Source organism: uncultured Marinobacter sp., from assembly GCF_947488835.1.
Lineage (GTDB): Bacteria > Pseudomonadota > Gammaproteobacteria > Pseudomonadales > Oleiphilaceae > Marinobacter.
Window position 1 is genome coordinate 408,048 of sequence record NZ_CANLBK010000001.1, and the last position, 18,740, is coordinate 426,787.

Below are 18,740 nucleotides of genomic sequence, written 5' to 3' on the forward strand. Positions count from 1 at the left end.
GTGCTTATACTTTCGCGCTAAGCTGTTTATGTGCAGCGAAAAAAATGACCAGCCCCGCAACCGCAGTAGCGGAACCCACATATCCGGTAACCTGCCACCCCATTCCCGCACTGATCGCCATGCCGCCCAGCCAGGGCCCAAGCGCGTTAGCCAGATTGAATGCGGCATGGTGGGAAGCCGCTGCAAGGGTTTGCGCTCCGTGGGCAACGTCCATTAAATGGGTTTGGAGGGCGGGGCCCATAGCCACCATCAACGCAACCAGAAAGCACGCAATCAAAATGGACCAGAGAGAACCTGTTGTATGTGGAAACAGAGCCAGCACGATGGCAGCCCATAGCAGAATCAACCCCACGCTTCTGAATTGAAATCGATCGAAAAGCCAGCCACCCAGCATGTTGCCGACAAAGCCGCCTAACCCAAACACAAACAAAGCGACAGGAATCCAGATGGGCTCCACCTGGGTCACGTGCAGCAATGTAGGTGCCAGATAGCTGAACACGCAAAACATTCCTGCAAACCCGATTGAGCCGATGGCCAGGGGGTACCAGATTTGCGGACGATTGAAGGAACGCACTTCCTCCAGGGAGCTACGGCGAACTTCCTCACGGTTCAAAGGGAGAAAGGCGGATACAAGTAGCGTCGTTAATGTGGCAACAACTGCGACAAAACCGAAGGCGTATCGCCATTCAAGGCGCTGCCCCAGCAGCGTTGCCAGAGGATTGCCAAACAACAATGCCAGTGCCAGCCCCATCATTATGAAGCTCACCGCTTTGGCCCTTTGGTTAAGCGGCACCAACGATGCAGCGACTAAAGCCGCAACGCCGAAATAAGCTCCGTGAGGCAGGCCTGCGATAAACCGGGAAACCATCAGCACTTCGTAACTGCCAGCCATTGCACTGGCCAGGTTACCCAAAGCATAAAAAACCATCAGACCAATCAGCAGGTGTTTGCGAAAAAACTGCGCACCAAAAATGGCGAGTACAGGTGCACCAACAACAACCCCTAACGCGTAGGCACTGATCAGATGACCAACCTGTGGCTCGGTAACACCGAAATCCTGAGCTACATTTGGCATCAACCCCATAATGGCAAACTCACCGGTGCCGATGCCGAAACCACCCATGGCAAGGGAAAATATAATCAGAATAACTTTCTGGCGAGAGTAATTCTCAGTGGCAGGTGAGGGTGCAGGCATGAATGACAGGGTTCCCGGATTGGTAAAATGGCAGCCGGGCATTGTATCTTAGGGCGAGTTTACATACGACAAGCTACCTAGAACCAAAGGGTGATATCCATGTATCGTAACCGGGACATAATCGCGCGACTGCGCGAGGACATTCCAACATTTGAGTGTGTACCCGGCTGCCATGATTGTTGTGGGCCGGTGACAACCTCCTCTGAGGAAATGTCGCGCCTGCCAGTTAAAACCGATGCCGAGCATGAAGCGGCGTTGAGCGATTTCAATTGTGTGCATCTTGGCCCCAGCGGATGCACCGTGTACGAGGAACGACCGCTGATTTGCAGGTTGTTTGGCACGACACCCAGCATGCCATGCCCCAGGGGGCGTCGCCCCGAAACCATGGTCGACTCCAAAACCGAACGCCAGGTTCATCACTATATTGCCACCACGCGGCAGGTCCTGGTTTAGACTAAGTCAAGGTCAAAGAGTGTATTAGGCAGGCATCTCGACAGGAAGCCCCGCATGGTGCTTTCTGCATGCTTTGTTCTCATCAATTCACGTCTGAGAACCGTCGCTTGGGTAGATCAGTGCACCGTCGTCGCGAGTGGCGGCTCCTTCAGTCATCGTTGCGGGCACGAGCCGGTCGCTATTCATCAAATGACAGACTTCGTGGCCTAGATGAAGTAAATGGTCGGCAATGATTCGCCGATGACAGCGCCACCACACTGCCTCAGCACACATAATAGCGCAGGTATGTTGATCACCGAGCCTGATCAGCGAGTTAAGTCCGTCGTGAAACGATGCGGACAAAGCGTAATCCGCATAGTTATGAAAACTTTGGTTCCGCCAATTTCCATTCACGCCATCATTTACGCTCTTGGAGCGCTTGCGCAGCCCCGCCAGCTCAGCAGAATGGTTATAGCCAATACCAACCGATTCAAGCTCGTCAGGCAGTGTATCCTGATTGAACTGCGGATTACTGCGCGAGCGTGGCATAGCCCGGACATCGACGATGTGATCGATATTTCCTGCCTGCAGTAGCGTGAAAAACTCATCGAGTGTGCGAGTTGAATGCCCCACTGTATAGAATGTGTTTGTCATGATTGACCCCCTTTGTCTGGTAAAGAACCCCAATTAAAAAGTGGTCGTTTTCATCGTTAGCCTCCTTTGAGTGCGTTTAAACGAGCACACTAAAATTCGATCTCACGCACAGTTGGCGTTGCATCACGCCTTATATAGTCCAAAACTACGAGGAGAGCCATCTTCTGCCTTCTATGCAGATGTCTTGCAACAAGTACAAGGGGGTGGAGCTGTTTATGGTGCTAGGGCTTGAGCTTGGGGCGAATGGGTTGATCCATCTGGCCGGGAGTGCGATGTTGTTACCCATAAAGTGATTGTTTTGCTGATCCGTAATGCACTACTAAAGATATGATTAAATCCGGCCTTGCGAGAATTGCCATGATTAAACAACCGTCCAATATTGGTGCCAAAACGGCCCAAGTGCGCGCTCCTATTAAAACCCTCAACGAGCTGACCCTATTGGCGGACTATTCGCTGATGAAATTTCTCAGCCGCGATCCGGATGCAACAGAAAATGGACGCGACCACGCGCCGAGGCAGGTCTTCAGCGGCCACTACGTGCCCGTTGTCCCCACGCCCATAGAAAACCCCGAGTATGTGGCCCACAGCTTCAATTTGTTCCGCGAGCTGGGTTTTGCCGATGAATTGGCGAAAACAGATGATTTCATGGCAATGTTCTCCGGCGATTTATCATCTGTTCCTGCGCCCATGAGTAAGCTTGGTTGGGCCAGCGGATACGCTTTGTCCATTATGGGTACAGAGTACGTTCAGCAATGCCCGTTTCAAACGGGTAACGGATACGGCGATGGCCGCGCCATATCGGTATTGGAAGCAGTCACCAACGGGCAGCGTTGGGAAATGCAATTAAAGGGCGGCGGCCCCACGCCATACTGCCGGGGAGGCGATGGCCGGGCGGTGTTGCGGTCCAGTGTTCGGGAATTTTTGGCGCAGGAGCACATGCACGCACTGGGTGTGCCTACATCACGGTCTTTAAGCCTATACGTGTCCAAAACTGAGAAGGTCAGGCGGCCCTGGTATTCTGAGGGCTCCCGCTCCAGAGACCCGGACACACTGGTTCTGGAACCCGTAGCTATCTCTACACGGGTGGCGCCATCGTTCATCAGGGTTGGCCAGCTTGAATTGTTCGGGCGTCGTGCACGCAAGAATGAACATCCGCAAGCGTTGGCAGAGCTTGAACAGATTGTGCTGCACTTGATTGAACGTGAATACAACGCCCAAATTAACCCAAAACTGTCGCTGCAGGATAAAGTTGTAGCTCTGGCGCGGGCATTTCGAGGTCGGTTGACATCGCTGGTGGCGAACTGGATTCGAGTCGGGTTTTGCCAAGGCAACTTTAACAGCGATAACTGCGCCGCCGGCGGTTATACACTGGATTACGGCCCCTTCGGATTCTGCGATGCATTCAATCCGCGCTTTCAGCCCTGGACGGGTGGGGGAGAGCACTACGCATTTTTGAACCAGCCCGTGGCGGCCGAGGCAAACTTCCACATGTTTTGCGTGGCTTTGCAGCCGTTGCTAACCAAACACCCGCACTCCCTGCAACAACTCAAAGAGATCAGAGGCGGGTTTGCCAGCGTTATGCAGGCCGAGATGGAAACTATGTGGGCTGCAAAGCTGGGACTGGATACATTTGATCCGGATTTGTTTAGTACTATGGCTGAGTTGATGATGCAGGCACCGGTAGATTACACGTTGTTTTTCCGAGAGCTTTCGGCGCTGCCTGACGATATAAAACCACTGAAAAAGAGCTTTTATAGCAGCCAGGCGTATGCGGCAGATCCGGGCGGCTTCGACAAGCGTTGGTCTGCGTGGCTTGAGCAATGGAAAGCACTGGCAGGCGTCGACAAAAGTGCCAGTGGAGCCTCCGAGGACTCTGACGATGGGTCTTTAAGCCGGATGAAGCAGGTAAACCCCAAATACAGCCTGCGGGATTGGCAAGTTGTGCCAGCCTACGAACAGGCGGAAGCGGGAGACTATGAATTGTTGCGAGAATTACAAAGTGTGATGACGCTGCCATACACCGAACAGTCGCCGCAGGTTGAAGATAAATACTACCGTCTGAAGCCCTTGGCACTCTTTGGGGTTGGCGGTGCATCCCATTACAGCTGCTCATCTTAAAATCCAGATCTGCTATTGTTGGTAGAAATTCTCCGTAGCCTTTACACTGCGCGCCATTGAACTCAGCCCGCATCCGCAGTGGCTACCCATTCCAGCAGGATTCCAATGAAAAAGACCTATAAGTTAAGCCACCCTAAAATCAAAGTGCCGCGCCTTGTTGACTCGATGAAGCACGACATCAAAAAGTTTCTGAAAAATGAACGCAAAAAGCCCTTGCCGGATGGCGTGAAGTACTGGGGTTTTGATTGCAAATTTGGCCAATCGGAAGAGGCGGCCGTTGAGGTGGAGCTCTCGACACTGATGAGCCGTATTGACGATCTGGTTGAGAATAAAATTATGACGGTTTATGTGGAAATCACACCAAAACCCATGGCAGGCTGAGGCCGGTCAATACCTTCCGCTAGCACCCTATATTGGGTGCTTTCCCTTGCTTCCGATGTAAAGAACGTTGCTCTGAAGTTGTCGGTGAGCTTTGGGCGGCACGTTGTTCTGGACGGATATAATAAGCCCCGGTACAGAAGGTGAGGTAAAGATGGTTGCCGGCCCCAGAGGCTTACCGTCTTGCTCTCGCTCTACTTCTTTTTGCTCCCAGCTGCTGCCCACGCATGCCTGAACGAAATCTTTTGTTTTAGAGTAACGCTGTTCGGCCACTTCGCTCTGCGGCGTGGTTGCTGAGCAGGAGTAGGCTAATTCACCTCCCGCCCATTCCCAAATTTCGCAATGTCCTTTAACAAGCTCTACTTTGGCACTGTATAGTTTGAACGATGGGTAATTAGATCCGGACCCTTTGGTCTTTTCGAATCCATTCTCATAGTCGGCCGTTATAGCTTTCAGGCTCGCGCAGGGATCATCAACGCCCAATTTGGGCGAGCTACCCACCGCACAACCTGTGAGTGCAAGTGTCCCGGCGCCGCATACGAGCAGTGCCTTGAAGAGTGGAAGACGCTTGTGCATTGTTGTTCTCTCAGCTTTTAGAAGAAAAATGCGCCGTATAACCGGGCGCCACGATAAAGATCATCTACCCGGCCTTTAAACTCAGTACCATTCATATCCACAGCAATTGCGAGTCGCGATAGCGAGGCACCAAACGCAAAGTGATCGAGTGCACGATATTCCAAGCCAACCTGGATATCGAGTAGTGAGCCACGAACCTTATCTTCAAAATCGAAATAGAAGCTGTCAGTGCGGAACCTGGCGGTTAAGCGTGGCGTAATCGAATAATCCATTCTAAACCCGAAAACAGGCATGGGGGCAGTCGTCGATGCTGCTTCGGTAAAGCCTCCGGCAGACGATATTAACTCAATCTCGTAATCCAGTACGGTGAATCCTGCAGATACTGCCAGCTCAACTTTATCCAGATGATAGAAGCTGTAGCCATACGCCAGCTTGTATATGTTGTTTTCAATACGGCTGTCGACCTGGCTACTCGCCGAAAACGTGCGGTCCTGGAATGTGAAGCTTCTGTTCAACACTTGGCTGCCTTCGCGATCCAACTGGAACGCCCCCATCTCTATTCTGTGATGGTCTGTAAATCGGTAATAGAATTCGAAGGTAGGGGTTGTTATAGCCGAGTCACCATCGAGATCCTTACTGAAGTCGATTGTGGTGCCGAGCCCCGACTTTGTACTGCTGGCAGAAAAGGTTGTGTCCGAATCGAAAACGAACAAAGTCCCGAGTTGAATCATCCCCTTGTCAGGAACTATGGGCTTGTCATCCAGATTGGCAGAGTATGCTTGTGTCGAGGTAAGGGCAGTGACGAAAACCGCGGGTAAGCACAGTCGCTGAACTCGTTTTTTTAGCATCATGAATTCAGGCCTCCGACCTTTCCGTGGTTTAACAGCACGGCCTGATTACAAAGTTAATATACTTGTTTTCAATTTAGTATAGCGCCATAGGTTTGCAAGGAAAACCAATGAGCGCATAGCTATGCCACGATGTTAACTGTTGAGAAGTTTATAGCGGTGAAGTGGCGATTGGCTTAAGCTTAAACAGGATTATTTTACCATCGCAAGGAGCGCTCCATGGGCCAAGCATCCAGCAGTCTAAGGGATGGTTATCAGCCTCCGGCTCGGTTTCATGATCTGGACGAGGTTAACCATGCCGTTAGTGGTTCCAATCTGGAATTTCTTCAACTGAAGTCCGGCAAACTCGACATCTCGCTTGACCAGATGTCATTTGATGGCCTTTCTGTCGACATTGGTACTGCGAACTTGCCTATTCGTGCGATGGGCGAGTTGGACCCTGAGCGATTCAGCATAGCGGTCTTTGCAAATGGCGCTCAGGCTATGTGGAACGGTAATCCCATTGATGACTCGCACCTGTTAGTGTGCCCGCCGGGCGTGGAACTTAACGGCTACTTATCGCCAGTTTATGGGTGGACCTCCCTGGTTTTTCTCCCCGAGTGGATCGAATCCTTCGAACAGGTCATGTTGCTCACCAACGTGACTCATGCTTCCTCCGGCTCATCTTTCAGACCCAATCCCACAAAGTTAACAGATCTGTGGCAAGCGATCGAAAACCTTGTTCGGCCAGCCGAGATCCCGCTGGGAAGTCTGGCTGAAGAATGGTTAATGACCGACCTGCGCAACGCGCTGGGTGCCGTGCTGAGCGATACGGATGTCCCTCCGGCGAAAGTTATGACTCAGGCCCGGGGGCACTTCATGACTGCGAAGAGAGCAGAATTCTACATGCGCGAGAGAATTACAGAACCGCTCAGCGTTGACGATCTGTGTGTGGCTATGAATACCAGCCGCCGATATCTGGAATACGCCTTTTCTGAAGCGTTCGGAACAAGCCCGTCCCGCTATTTACGGTTGTTGCGGCTGCACGAGGTACGCAACAAATTAAAGGCGTCCGGTGGTCAAACAACGGTTACGAACGAGGCTCTGAGTTTGGGCTTCAACCATTTGAGCCTATTTACTACACAGTACAAGAGTGTATTTGACGAATGCCCGAGCCTCACGCTTGCTAGGGCGGGCGCTTAATATGTGCGCGCTTGCCCTTCAAAAATCGGCACCCGTGCGCATTCACGATAGCCATCAGGAGCGCGCGGGCCTATCTTGAATTCGGTTTCTATAGGCTGAAGAACGCAAAATGAAACACCATCACAATATTGCTCACTAATAACGAGTGCCACGGAGGGTAGGGATTTTGTTAAAGGCAAGGGTTAACGCGATTACCCCTGCGGCTAGCGTTGTCTTGTGTTTTTTTGTGCTGGGATCGTCGATGGCTACTGCCGATGGGCTGGCACCGGGGGAAGGCAGATTTTGGCTCGGCGGAAACTGGCAAACTATCGTTTTAATCGCCATGCTGGTCGTTCAGGGGATGTTGATTGCTGCACTCTTGCTGGAGCTTCGCACGCGTTCCAAGACGAAGAACACCATGGCCGAAGGCCGAGTCAAGCTGTTGCACGCTTCACGTCTGACTGTTGTCGGCCAGCTTTCTGCCTCGATCGCGCATGAGATCAACCAACCACTTGGGGCCATTCTGAGTAATGCGGATGCCGCTGAACTCATGTTGGCTAAAGCCGATCCGGATTTTGACGAAGTGCGCCTGATTCTCGCCGATATTCGCACGGATGGCTTGCGGGCGAGCGAGGTTGTTCGCCAGGTTCGAGCCCTTGCGCAAAAACGCCAACCCAGATTCATCGAATTCGATTTGCAGGATGTTACCAGAGACATCTTGCAGTTGGTCGCTCCGATCGCGGAGAGCCGCGGCGTGACGATCCTGACAGATTTCAATTCGGAGACACTGCGGGTGCGGGGCGATCCGGTTTTGCTTCGACAGGCGATGCTCAACCTTCTGTTAAATGCGATAGATGCGCTGATGGATGTGCCCGAATCGCAGGCCAAGATCAAATTTACCACGGCCCTGTCGCAACCCGGAAGCGTTGACATTATGGTGCGCGATTACGGCAACGGCCTACCGGAATCGCAACTGGACAACTTGTTCAACGCCTTCTTTACTACTAAGGAGCATGGCTTGGGTCTTGGGCTTCCCATTGTACGAACCATCGTCGAATTCCATGATGGTCGCATTCACGCGGAGAATCATAGTGATGGCGGCGCTCTGTTCCACTTCACTATTCCGACGGCAGACGTAACAGGCGAAGCCAATCATTTTTCGGGGAAGCCGGTATGACCAAGGAAATGCAGGCTACCGTACATGTTATTGATGACGATGAATCGCTTCGCACGGCCCTCGCGCGGCTACTTGGAGCAGCCGGTCTTGAAGTGCGCACGTATTCCGGAGCAGGAGACTTTCTACTGAACTGGCACGAAGGCGGCGCTGGTTGCATCCTGTTGGACGTGGACATGCCGGGCGGCCCGAGTGGCACCGAATTACAGCAGGCTTTGGCTCAACGAGCTGATGCGCTTCCCGTGGTGTTCCTCACGGGCCATGGCGATATCGGCATGGGAGTGGATGCGATCAAGTCTGGCGCTGTGGATTTTTTGACAAAACCCGTCGAACGCGATTGTTTGCTAGCCGCGGTTCATACCGCTATCGCACAGGATTGCGCACGCCGTGAAGCGCAGGCCAAAGAACGTGAACTGCAGGCAAGCTATGAGTCTTTATCTCCACGGGAGAAAGAAGTGTTTGTTCAGGTTGCCGCTGGACGCCTCAATAAGCAGATCGCCTATGACCTGGGCACGTGTGAACGCACGATCAAAGCACACCGCGCGAAAGTGATGGAAAAATTCCATATCCATCAGTTTGTTGACCTCATCAAAATCGCGACCAGGCTCGACATCGAATAAACAGCACCACCCGGTTTTGCCCCAAAGGGCAGGCCGCTCGCCCCCAGTAGCCAATGTTCTATTCAGACTGATTCAGGGATGCTAAGGCTTGATTGCGTGCGGATCTTCCGTGCTGCAACCCTAGGGAGTCAGACGGCATGCCGGACCGCAGTATGGAAATTGTCCTGGTCGAGAACGATGCAAGCTTGCGCCTTGCAATGCAGCGCATGCTGCAGGCTGCTGGATGCACCGTTACAACTTATAGCTCGGCGGAAGATCTGATGGATGTTGGCATTGACGAGGCCAAGCAGTGCGACTGCCTGGTACTCGATATATGTCTGCCCGGGATCTCTGGTATTGATCTCTGCCGCACTCTGCAAAAAAGCGGCACCCTTCCGCCTTGTATTCTTATCACCGGCCATGACTCTCCAGGGCAGCGTGATATCGCTATCCGTGCTGGCGCTTCTGACTATCTTCTAAAGCCATTCACCGGGACCAGTTTGCTTGACGCCATAATGCGAACGGTAGCGGTGTAAATTCGTTTTGTTTTCACCCTTTCGGTCATCTGATTTTGCCCCTAGGGACAATACTCAGCTGGCGCCACCTGTGGTCGAATTAACATAGACGCAAGATGCGCTTGATCCCGTCTTCTGAGATTCGTAGCCGTCGTGCCAACTACCACAAAGGGGTCACGATATGTTTTCTTTAAGCCCAGTCAAGCATCAAAAGGTCGAAAAAGCACTGTATGGCCGCACTTCAGTCCCCGCTGGCATCGCACTGGTGCTGCTGTTTTCGCACGGCACAGTGCTCGCCGAGGAGTCCAGCCCCGACCGTAACGCCTACTTCGGGCAGACCCACCAGCACACAAGCTGGTCTTTGGATGCTTACATAATTGGAAATACGGTGGCAGGGCCAGAAGAGGCTTACCAATATTCGATGGGTAAGACGATCAAGCATCCCGCCGGATACGACGTCAAGATCAAGACGCCACTCGACTTCCAGGGTGTCACGGATCACGCGGAATACGTAGGCGTCATCGGCATGGCGAATGATCCGAATTCTCCGATCAGCAAGCTGCCAATTGCCCAGAAGCTCAGGGTGAGCAAAGACAACACCGTGATAGACATATTCCAGTGGATGGCAGGCAGCATTGCGGAAAGCAAGCCAATCCCCGAATTGCTTGACCCAAAAATAACCAATTCGGTCTGGGCACAAAATATCGCCATCGCTGAGAAGTACAACAAGCCTGGTGAGTTCACAACATTCTGTGCCTATGAATGGACGGCGATGCCACAGAACCAGAATATGCATCGAAATGTGTTTTTCAAGGACTGCTCGAACCTTCCCGATGCGCCGTTTTCTGCGCTTGACTCAGACCACCCAGAGGACTTGTGGCACTGGATGGACGGCCAGAGGAAAAACGGCGCCGAACTTTTTGCAATCTCGCACAATGCCAACCTCTCTAACGGCCTCATGTTCCCCATCGAACTCGACAGCAAGGGTAAACCAATCGATGCCGCGTGGGCGCAGCAGCGCCTGACCAACGAGCCATTAACCGAGATCAAACAAGTTAAAGGTGCGTCGGAAACCAATCCGGCGCTTTCGCCAAACGACGAGTTCGCCGGGTTCGAGATCATGAGCTACCTGATCGGCCTCGATGACAGTTTCTCAAAGTTCCGTGGAAGTTACATTCGTGAGGCCTACCAGAACGGCTTGGCGATGCAATCTGCGCGAGGCTACAACCCTTACAAAATGGGCGTATTAGGTGCGGGCGATTCACACAACACGGTGAGCGCCTATTCGCAGGATAACTATTTTGGAGACCATAGTGTTGTTGATGCCACCCCCGCAGTCCGACTTTCCGGAACTGTCGCATCTGGCATGGATATCCTGAAAACGGGAACGTCCGGCTTGGGTGGAGTTTGGGCGGAGGAGAATACGCGCGAGTCCCTGTTTGCGGCAATGCAGCGTCGGGAAGTATTTGGAACCAGTGGGGTAAGGCTTAAGCTGCGCATGTTTGGCGGGTGGGGATACGATAAAGACATGTTGTCGCAATCGGATTGGGTGAAGACCGCATATGCAGGCGGCGTGCCCATGGGTGGCGACCTTACACAGGCGGAGGGCAAGGCGCCTTCATTCATCGTTTGGGCCATGAAAGACCCCGCCGACGGAAATCTTGACCGTGTTCAGATCATTAAGGGCTGGACCAAAGATGGCCAGATATTCGAGAAAATATATGACGTTGTCTGGTCCGGCGATCGCAAACCGGATTCCGCCACAGGCAAACTTCCGCCAATCGGCAACACGGTTGATATCAGCAACGCTACCTACACCAACGACATCGGTTCCGTAGAACTGAAGGCGGTCTGGACCGATCCTGACTTCGATGCCACCCAGCACGCGTTCTACTATGCCAGGGCCATCCAGATTCCGACCCCTCGCTGGAGTACGTTTGACGCAGCCGAGCTCGGCATACTACCCCCCGGAAACGCACCGGCCACTATCCAGGAGCGCGCCTGGGGCACACCAATCTGGTACATACCCACAGAGGCCGAAATTGCCAAGGCCAAGCCTGGCTTGATGGTCGCTGACCTGGCTAAGAGCAAAGCGAGCGCACTCGGGGACGATGATCTCAAGAAACTGATTTTTGGCAAGAACGTCATGATCAGAAACAACGTGACAGGCCAAACATCGCAACTGCTGTTCGGGACGAACGGCAAGCGTATCACCACCTCGCTGGATGCCACCTCGAATAGCGTTTCAAGCTCGTCTGCGGATTATGAGATCAAGGACGGTAAGATCATGACCACCATCGACGGTACGACCTCCGCGTTAACGGTCTACCTCACTGACAACAAATATCTCGCAGCCAGTGGAGATGAGTTTGGCTATGCCAACTATGAACTAACGAAAACGGTGGATTGAATGGGCCAAACTTCGCAGGGCAATTCCGGAAGTGGGTGGCGCAGACTTTTGCGAGAGCCACTCGTTCATTTTTTCGCGGCTGGTGCGCTCGTGTTTGGTGTGTATTGGGCTCAGGATGAGGGGGAGGCATTGGTTGACGAACAACAAATCGAAATCAGTGAAAACGATGTTCGTCAGATTGTCGTTGCGTGGCTTGCTCAAGGCCGATCGCCGCTTACCCGGGATCAGCTGCAAAGCCTGATTGATCAGAAAATAAATGAAGAAGTCCTGTTCCGCGAAGGATCAGCTCTGGGATTCGACCGCAATGATGAGATCATCAAGCGCAGGGTGGCACAAAAGATGGACTTCCTCGCCGCGGATGTAGCTGCGTTGCAGGAACCGGACAAAGCTGAACTGGTGGAATGGTTCTCTGACAATATTGAACGTTTTTCACCGCCGCCCCGATCCAGCTTCCGCCACCTGTATTTTTCCCCCGACAGACGCAGTGGCAACGCACGCGGCGATGCAGAAGTGGCGCTCGATACTATCGCCGGTAAGGCGATCGACTCCCTCAAAGTGGCTGCAATCGCAGACCCTTTCTTTTTGCGCAGCAATTACAGCAACGTTACCCCCGACCTGGTGCTAAAGGAATTCGGCCCCACATTTGCGGCTGAAATATTCAAGCTTGAGCCAGGCGGCTGGCGTGGGCCGATCCAATCAGGATACGGCTGGCATTTGGTCTGGTTAGACTCGATAGAACCGGCTCGCGCACCGAGCTTTGAAGAGGTTGAAACAGACGTCAGATCTGCGTGGCGTGAAACGCGCTATAAGGAAATCAAGCGCACCGCCCTTGAAGAAATGCGCTCCCGCTACACGGTAGTTGTGCCGGCCCTCGATACGATCGACATGAGCAACTTGTTTGGCACTGATCAAACAGGCACCAACCGGCCGGGAGCAGCCACGCTATGAACCCTGTTATCCGATCCTGGCTTGCAGGTGCAGGGTTGTTGCTCGCCTTGGTGATGTCTAATTTTGCCATGTTTAGCAGCGCTTCCGCGCATGAGGTAAGGCCTGCGTACCTGCAGATCGACCAGGTTGGCGAGCATCGCTTCAACGTACTCTGGCGCACACCTGTTCTGTCGGGAACGCGACTGCCGGTTATGCTGCGTTATTCTGACGGCATTCAGGTTGTGACAGGGCCTGCCGAGCGACTGTTGTCCGACTCCATGGTTGAGCGAAGCGTTATCGAAGCACCCGATGGCCTACTTGGGCAACGAATAACTTTCTTCGGGCTTCAGGCAACCATCACCGATGTCATGGTTCGCGTAAAGCTGGATGATGGCACGGTCACCACAACGCTCGTTCGCCCCTCCCAGCCCTGGATTGAAGTTAAGGCTCAAGACAGCGTATTTCAGGTCGTGAAGTTGTTTGTGGTTGAGGGAATCGAGCACATCCTGTTCGGTTTTGACCACCTTCTGTTCGTTTTGGCTTTGATGCTGATCGTAAGAACCCTGCGTACTTTGCTTCTTACCATTACCGCTTTCACAGCGGCTCATTCGATTACGCTCACGTTTGCCACTCTTGGGTGGGTATCGCTGCCATCGGGGCCGGTTGAAATCATGATCGCTTTCAGCATCGTTCTGATTGCCGCTGAAATTGTTGCGATGAAGCGGGGCCAAACCAGCCTGACCATCACATACCCGTGGGTTGTAGCTTTTGCGTTTGGATTGCTGCATGGCTTCGGATTTGCAGGTGCGTTGAGCGAGCTGGGTCTGCCGCAGAATGACATCCCCCTGGCGCTGCTGTGTTTCAACGTGGGTGTTGAGATCGGCCAACTGATGTTTGTTGCGGTGATACTTGCGGTAACGGCGCTTTTGCGAAGGTTCCTTCAAATACCGCCGAAGGCCATTTTAGCTTCAGCTTATTGCATAGGAACCGTCGCCGCGTTTTGGACTCTTGAGCGCATTCAATCGACTTTTATATAGCAAGCTAGCAGCCCGCAGCCACCGCAACTTGCTCGATGCTGCAGACCAGCCAACTGTTCCTGTCTGTTGTAGCGGGCTGGCGTCCGAATGAGATTGAGCTGACCAAATAGACACAAACAAACCATGGATCAGGAATCATCAATATGAAAATCCTCCTTCAGACTACATCTAAACTGGCCATGGCTAGTGTGTTTGCGCTGGCCATACTGCCAGTCTCGGTTACCAGTGCTGCTGTTGCGTCCGCTGTCACCCCGGCCGAGGCCCGTGCTATCGCCAAGGAAGCCTACATCTACGGCTACCCGATGGTGGACAATTACCGCGCCCAATACGCTTATTACGTGGACACGAAAAACCCCAATTTCAAGGCACCCTGGAATCATCTAAAGAACATCCACAGAGTCTTCACACCGGACGATACTGCAGTGCAGACGGCCAATTCGGACACACCTTATTCTTGGGCGGGGCTGGATTTGCGTGCCGAGCCAATTGTGATTTCTGTGCCAAAGATCGATAAGGATCGGTATTACTCTGTCGAAATCTGGGATGCCTATACATATATCACGGGCTACGCGGGTTCGAGGACGACGGGCAACGATGCGGGCAACGTCATGGTTGTCGGGCCGGGCTGGAAGGGTGAAACCCCCAAGGGCATCAAGAAGGTATACGCTTCCGATACGGATTTTGGCGTGGTCGTGATACGCACGCAGTTGTTTGATCCGGCCGACATCGACAATGTCAAAATGATCCAGGAGCAGTACAAGATGCAACCTCTGTCCGCCTTCCTGGGCACAGCACCACCCCCTGATGCGCCGATGGTGGATTTCATCAAACCGTTGACTCAGGAGGAGCAGAAGACGTCACTTGAGTTTTTCAACATCATGAACTTCGTGATGACTTATAGCCCGCCAGTGCCGAGTGAGGTAGCTCTCAGGGAACGCTTCGCCAAGATCGGTATCGAGGGTGGCAAGACCTTCGACCCCGCGAAGTTGTCGCCTGAAATGAAGGCTGCCATCGAGCAGGGCCGCGCCGACGCATGGCAGGATTTCGCCGGTGGTGTGAAGCAGATGAACGAAGGCAAGATTACCTCCGGTGATGTTTTTGGCAGCCGCGAATTCCTTGATGATAATTACTTGTACCGCTGGCTCAGCACTATTGGTATCTACGGTAACGCCAAAGAGGAGGCGATGTATCCGATCTACCGCGTGGACAGCGAAGGCCAGCCACTCAGCGGCGCCAACCGTTACACGCTGCATTTTCCCGCCGACCAGCACCCGCCGGTTCACGCCTTCTGGTCACTGACGATGTACAAATTGCCGGAAAGCTTGATGGTGGCCAACCCGATCAACCGCTACCTCATCAACTCGCCGATGCTGACGAACATGAAGAAGGATGAGGAGGGCGGATTGACGATTTACATCCAGAACGAATCGCCCGGCAAGGACAAGGAATCGAACTGGCTGCCTGCGCCTAAGGGGCCGTTTGCCACCTACATGCGCTTGTACTGGCCGGCTGAAGCCGCGCTGGATGGTTCGTGGACTCAGCCAACGCTGCTCAAAGTAAATTAATTAAATCCACGAACCGGGAGCTACCTTCATGAAAACGTTCCGCCGTACTACCTTCAGTCTGGCCATTGCGAGCCTATTGTTCACTACATGCGCCTGGGCCGAGACAAGCCCAAAGATGAAAATGACGACCCCGATCCCGGAGAAGATCACCACTCCGGCCAAAATCGAAAGTCGACTCGGTACCCTCGAGTTTCCGCAGGGCTTTCCGACCGAGGAGACTGCCGATAAGCTATATGAACATCTGCAGTTCATGCATGGCGTTGAAGCTTTTCTATACGCCTTGCCGGGTGCGTCGGCCCACGCGGCTGGCAGGGGCATCAAGAGCCAAGGCGGAGACAACCAGACGGTTTTGATTATGGAGCAGCTAATGGACTCCAAATCGCTGTTCCTTACCGCCAACACTGAAAGCATCTACAACATGATGTGGCTGGACTTGAAGGACGGCCCGCTGGTGATCGAATCGCCACCCGATATCCTCGGTATCGTGAACGATCATTGGTTTCACTACGTCGGTGATATCGGCAACGCAGGGCCCGACAAAGGCAAGGGCGGTAAATACCTGCTACTGCCACCCGGTTATAAAGGTGAAGTGCCGGAGGGGTACTTCGTGTTGCGAAGCCAAACCTACCAAAACCTGTATTTCTGGCGCGGATTCATTAAGGATGGCAGCACTGCGACCGCAGTCGCAAACACCAAAAAATTTGCCAAAGTTTACCCGCTGGCCGACGTCAATAACCCACCGGCGATGAAGTACCTCGATGTTTCCGGCAAGGCGTTCAATACCATTGGCGGCAATGATTTCAGCTTCTTCGAGGACATCAACGAGATCGTCCAGACAGAACCTAATGAGGCCTTTAGCCCGGAACTTCTCGGTATGCTCGCCGCCATTGGCATCGAGAAAGGCAAGCCTTTTGCTCCCGACGAAAAGCTCAAGAAAACTCTCACCGAAGCCGTAGCAGTGGGCAATGCCACCGCGCGCACCATCGCCTTCAAGCCCCGAACTGAAGAAGCATACCTCAGTCCGGGCAGCGCATGGTTCTTCACATTTGTCGGCGGCAGCTACCAGTTCCTCTCGCAGCCGGGCGTGCGCAACCTGTCAGCACGCGTTCTGTTCCATTACAACTACACCGGTGTCACCCCGGCGATGGCATTCGAAATGGTGGGTATAGGCTCGCAATACGTCATGGCGACCACCGATTCCAAGGGTAACCCGCTGGACGGTGCCAAAACCTACAAGATACAACTGCCACCGAATATCCCGGCCAAGGACTTTTGGTCCTTTGTCGCATATGACAACCAGACCCGCTCAATGTTACAGACTGACCAGCAGTTCCCAAGCATAGGCAGTAAAGACAAAAACTTGGTCATCAATGCCGATGGCTCGGTGGATGTCTGGTTCGGCCCAATGGCTCCCAAAGGGCATGAAAACAACTGGGTTCAGACTGTTCCAGGGAGAGGTTGGAGCGTGCTGCTGCGCTTGTATGGGCCGGAGAAAAGCTGGTTCGACAAAACATGGACGCCGGGTGAGTTTGTGCTGCTGAAATAGTCATGCGGCTGCCCTCAGGGGCAGCTTGGCTCTCCCGTGAGACCAATACCCATACAGCAGCGACCGCACAATAATCAAGAAGTACCTGATCAGTACCGAACTTGCGGATGTAATTTTTGCCCCATGGAGCTGCTATGAAAATTCGAATGAAATTGATGATGACCGCCTTTGTGGCGCTCGTCAGCGCGACAACATCTGCAGATAAACTCAGTACCGAGCAATTTAAAGCCATCGCCGAAGAGGGCTATATTTATGGCCTGCCGCTCGTCATGAACTACGCCGTCATGAATGAGTATGTCGTCGATAAGAACTCAGGCCAGTACAAAGCACCGTTCAACCAAATCAAGAACGAGCCTCGTCTCTATACTTATAAAGACACCACAATCCTCAGCCCGAACAGCGATACGCCTTATTCTATTGCTTGGCTGGATCTGCGCGCCGAGCCTGTCGTAATTACGGTTCCAGAGGTCGACAAGGGCCGTTACTACTCAGCGCAACTGGTCGATGGGAACCTTTACAATGCAGGCTATATTGGCAGCCGTGCAACCGGAAATGAAGCCGGTTCCTATGCGGTTGCCGGTCCTGACTGGCAAGGCGATACGCCGGAAGGCGTCCGTAAGGTTTTCCAATCAACGACGCCGTTCATGTTCGTCATTTACCGCACACAACTCTTCGATGCCCAGGACATGCCCAAGGTAGAGAAAGTCCAGGCCGGATACAAAGTCGATCTGCTGTCGGCGTTCCAGGGCTCGCCCGCGCCAGCCGCGCCACCGGAAATAGATTTCATCCCTGCAAATTCGGCCGGGGTCAAAGCCCATTTTTGGAGTTACCTCAGCGCAGCACTGGAATACATTCCTGAGTCAGACCGAGACAAGGACATTCGTGCCAAGCTCGCCAGTATCGGTGTCGAGCCGGGGAAGACTTTCGACATGACCAGCCTCTCGCTGGAACAACGGCAGGCGATGGCTGAGGGGATGAAAGCAGGAGACGCCAAGGTCAACCAGTTTGTGGCTAGTGGTGCAACGGACGTCAATGGCTGGCAAGTCGGTTCCATGTGGGGCGATAGCGCTTTCTACAACGGTGACTGGCTCAAGCGTGCCGGCGGCGCTAAGGCTGGCATCTACGGCAACGATGCCGCCGAGGCTATGTATCTGCTGGCCCGCAGCGACAGCAAAGGCCAGCTTCTGGATGGTAGCAAGCATGACTACACACTCACTTTCGCCGCCGACCAACTACCACCTGTAAACGCGTTCTGGTCGGTGACTATGTACTACGGAGACAGCCAACTATTGGTCGAAAACCCGATCAATCGTTATCTGGTCAATTCGGCAATGGTGCCGGACATGAAGAAGAATGCCGACGGTACTCTGACCCTCTACATACAGCACAACTCGCCCGGTAAGGACAAAGAGTCGAACTGGCTGCCTGCGCCGGATGGTCCGATTTATATGGCGCTACGCATGTATTGGCCAACACCAGCGAGCGAGGCTTCAACTGTACTTCCGCCTGGAAAGGGCACTTGGCAGCCACCCGGTATTGAGGTTGCCGATTGAACGGCAATTCATTAAGTAGCAGATAGTTACCAAGCCCTTGGGTTGGATATAT

At 53.2% G+C, this 18,740-nt stretch carries 17 protein-coding genes; 13 read left to right on the forward strand and 4 right to left on the reverse strand.

All coding sequences use genetic code 11. From position 1 onward, the window contains the following. Positions 1–4: 4 nt before the first annotated feature. A complete protein-coding gene (locus tag Q0824_RS01910) occupies positions 5–1,195 on the reverse strand; it encodes an MFS transporter (protein ID WP_298447079.1) in 1,191 nt (396 codons plus the stop codon). A 99-nt stretch (positions 1,196–1,294) separates the two neighbouring features. On the opposite strand from Q0824_RS01910, the gene Q0824_RS01915 reads away from it, so the two are divergent. Continuing rightward, the gene (locus tag Q0824_RS01915) at positions 1,295–1,648 is read left to right on the forward strand and encodes a YkgJ family cysteine cluster protein (protein ID WP_298447080.1); all 354 of its coding nucleotides are present in this window, start codon (positions 1,295–1,297) and stop codon (positions 1,646–1,648) included. 87 nt (positions 1,649–1,735) lie between these two features. Here Q0824_RS01915 and Q0824_RS01920 read toward each other — a convergent pair whose 3' ends face one another. Continuing rightward, entirely contained in the window at positions 1,736–2,281 is a 546-nt protein-coding gene (locus tag Q0824_RS01920) for a DUF488 domain-containing protein (RefSeq protein ID WP_298447081.1), read from the reverse strand. A gap of 357 nt (positions 2,282–2,638) precedes the next feature. Here Q0824_RS01920 and Q0824_RS01925 point away from each other — a divergent pair, with 357 nt between their 5' ends. Both Q0824_RS01925 and Q0824_RS01930 read left to right on the forward strand, forming a co-directional pair. After that, on the forward strand, positions 2,639–4,399 hold the full coding sequence (locus Q0824_RS01925; RefSeq protein ID WP_298447082.1) for a protein adenylyltransferase SelO family protein: 1,761 nt from the start codon (positions 2,639–2,641) through the stop codon (positions 4,397–4,399). Between the two features lie 105 nt (positions 4,400–4,504). Continuing rightward, a complete protein-coding gene (locus tag Q0824_RS01930) occupies positions 4,505–4,780 on the forward strand; it encodes a DUF6172 family protein (RefSeq protein WP_298447083.1) in 276 nt (91 codons plus the stop codon). A gap of 27 nt (positions 4,781–4,807) precedes the next feature. Here Q0824_RS01930 and Q0824_RS01935 read toward each other — a convergent pair whose 3' ends face one another. Further along, the gene (locus tag Q0824_RS01935; RefSeq protein WP_298447084.1) at positions 4,808–5,353 is read right to left on the reverse strand and encodes a hypothetical protein; all 546 of its coding nucleotides are present in this window, start codon (positions 5,351–5,353) and stop codon (positions 4,808–4,810) included. Between the two features lie 17 nt (positions 5,354–5,370). Beyond that, complete coding sequence (locus tag Q0824_RS01940; protein WP_298447085.1) at positions 5,371–6,204, reverse strand: hypothetical protein; 834 nt, start codon at positions 6,202–6,204, stop codon at positions 5,371–5,373. Between the two features lie 216 nt (positions 6,205–6,420). Here Q0824_RS01940 and Q0824_RS01945 point away from each other — a divergent pair, with 216 nt between their 5' ends. From Q0824_RS01945 to Q0824_RS01990, 10 genes are all read left to right on the forward strand, one after another. Beyond that, on the forward strand, positions 6,421–7,383 hold the full coding sequence (locus tag Q0824_RS01945; RefSeq protein WP_298447086.1) for a helix-turn-helix domain-containing protein: 963 nt from the start codon (positions 6,421–6,423) through the stop codon (positions 7,381–7,383). A 241-nt stretch (positions 7,384–7,624) separates the two neighbouring features. Then, positions 7,625–8,539, forward strand: a complete 915-nt coding sequence (locus Q0824_RS01950) for an ATP-binding protein (RefSeq protein ID WP_298447087.1) — start codon at positions 7,625–7,627, stop codon at positions 8,537–8,539. Next, positions 8,536–9,156, forward strand: coding sequence for a response regulator (locus tag Q0824_RS01955; RefSeq protein WP_298447088.1), 621 nt, complete (start codon positions 8,536–8,538; stop codon positions 9,154–9,156). Before Q0824_RS01950 ends, Q0824_RS01955 begins: the two co-directional genes overlap by 4 nt. Positions 9,157–9,293: 137 nt before the next feature. Further along, a complete protein-coding gene (locus Q0824_RS01960) occupies positions 9,294–9,671 on the forward strand; it encodes a response regulator (RefSeq protein WP_298447089.1) in 378 nt (125 codons plus the stop codon). A 160-nt stretch (positions 9,672–9,831) separates the two neighbouring features. Then, the gene (locus Q0824_RS01965) at positions 9,832–12,060 is read left to right on the forward strand and encodes a DUF3604 domain-containing protein (RefSeq protein WP_298447090.1); all 2,229 of its coding nucleotides are present in this window, start codon (positions 9,832–9,834) and stop codon (positions 12,058–12,060) included. After that, positions 12,061–13,008, forward strand: coding sequence for a peptidyl-prolyl cis-trans isomerase (locus tag Q0824_RS01970; RefSeq protein WP_298447091.1), 948 nt, complete (start codon positions 12,061–12,063; stop codon positions 13,006–13,008). It begins immediately after the preceding gene. Continuing rightward, positions 13,005–14,024: a HupE/UreJ family protein gene (locus tag Q0824_RS01975; RefSeq protein WP_298447092.1), complete on the forward strand. Its 1,020-nt coding sequence runs from the start codon at positions 13,005–13,007 to the stop codon at positions 14,022–14,024. Before Q0824_RS01970 ends, Q0824_RS01975 begins: the two co-directional genes overlap by 4 nt. Before the next feature lie 143 nt (positions 14,025–14,167). Then, positions 14,168–15,589, forward strand: a complete 1,422-nt coding sequence (locus Q0824_RS01980; protein WP_298447093.1) for a DUF1254 domain-containing protein — start codon at positions 14,168–14,170, stop codon at positions 15,587–15,589. A 28-nt stretch (positions 15,590–15,617) separates the two neighbouring features. Continuing rightward, positions 15,618–17,135: a DUF1254 domain-containing protein gene (locus Q0824_RS01985; RefSeq protein ID WP_298447094.1), complete on the forward strand. Its 1,518-nt coding sequence runs from the start codon at positions 15,618–15,620 to the stop codon at positions 17,133–17,135. A 134-nt stretch (positions 17,136–17,269) separates the two neighbouring features. Beyond that, positions 17,270–18,688: a DUF1254 domain-containing protein gene (locus tag Q0824_RS01990; RefSeq protein WP_298447095.1), complete on the forward strand. Its 1,419-nt coding sequence runs from the start codon at positions 17,270–17,272 to the stop codon at positions 18,686–18,688. Positions 18,689–18,740: the final 52 nt, after the last annotated feature.

Coding starts and splice junctions, on each gene's coding strand:
- Q0824_RS01940 (WP_298447085.1), bottom strand. CDS start 6,204: ATGATGCTAAAAAAACGAGTTCAGCGACTGTGCTTACCCGCGGTTTTC.
- Q0824_RS01970 (WP_298447091.1), top strand. CDS start 12,061: ATGGGCCAAACTTCGCAGGGCAATTCCGGAAGTGGGTGGCGCAGACTT.
- Q0824_RS01925 (WP_298447082.1), top strand. CDS start 2,639: ATGATTAAACAACCGTCCAATATTGGTGCCAAAACGGCCCAAGTGCGC.
- Q0824_RS01955 (WP_298447088.1), top strand. CDS start 8,536: ATGACCAAGGAAATGCAGGCTACCGTACATGTTATTGATGACGATGAA.
- Q0824_RS01935 (WP_298447084.1), bottom strand. CDS start 5,353: ATGCACAAGCGTCTTCCACTCTTCAAGGCACTGCTCGTATGCGGCGCC.
- Q0824_RS01950 (WP_298447087.1), top strand. CDS start 7,625: ATGGCTACTGCCGATGGGCTGGCACCGGGGGAAGGCAGATTTTGGCTC.
- Q0824_RS01960 (WP_298447089.1), top strand. CDS start 9,294: ATGCCGGACCGCAGTATGGAAATTGTCCTGGTCGAGAACGATGCAAGC.
- Q0824_RS01990 (WP_298447095.1), top strand. CDS start 17,270: ATGAAAATTCGAATGAAATTGATGATGACCGCCTTTGTGGCGCTCGTC.
- Q0824_RS01985 (WP_298447094.1), top strand. CDS start 15,618: ATGAAAACGTTCCGCCGTACTACCTTCAGTCTGGCCATTGCGAGCCTA.
- Q0824_RS01920 (WP_298447081.1), bottom strand. CDS start 2,281: ATGACAAACACATTCTATACAGTGGGGCATTCAACTCGCACACTCGAT.
- Q0824_RS01980 (WP_298447093.1), top strand. CDS start 14,168: ATGAAAATCCTCCTTCAGACTACATCTAAACTGGCCATGGCTAGTGTG.
- Q0824_RS01910 (WP_298447079.1), bottom strand. CDS start 1,195: ATGCCTGCACCCTCACCTGCCACTGAGAATTACTCTCGCCAGAAAGTT.
- Q0824_RS01965 (WP_298447090.1), top strand. CDS start 9,832: ATGTTTTCTTTAAGCCCAGTCAAGCATCAAAAGGTCGAAAAAGCACTG.
- Q0824_RS01930 (WP_298447083.1), top strand. CDS start 4,505: ATGAAAAAGACCTATAAGTTAAGCCACCCTAAAATCAAAGTGCCGCGC.
- Q0824_RS01945 (WP_298447086.1), top strand. CDS start 6,421: ATGGGCCAAGCATCCAGCAGTCTAAGGGATGGTTATCAGCCTCCGGCT.
- Q0824_RS01975 (WP_298447092.1), top strand. CDS start 13,005: ATGAACCCTGTTATCCGATCCTGGCTTGCAGGTGCAGGGTTGTTGCTC.
- Q0824_RS01915 (WP_298447080.1), top strand. CDS start 1,295: ATGTATCGTAACCGGGACATAATCGCGCGACTGCGCGAGGACATTCCA.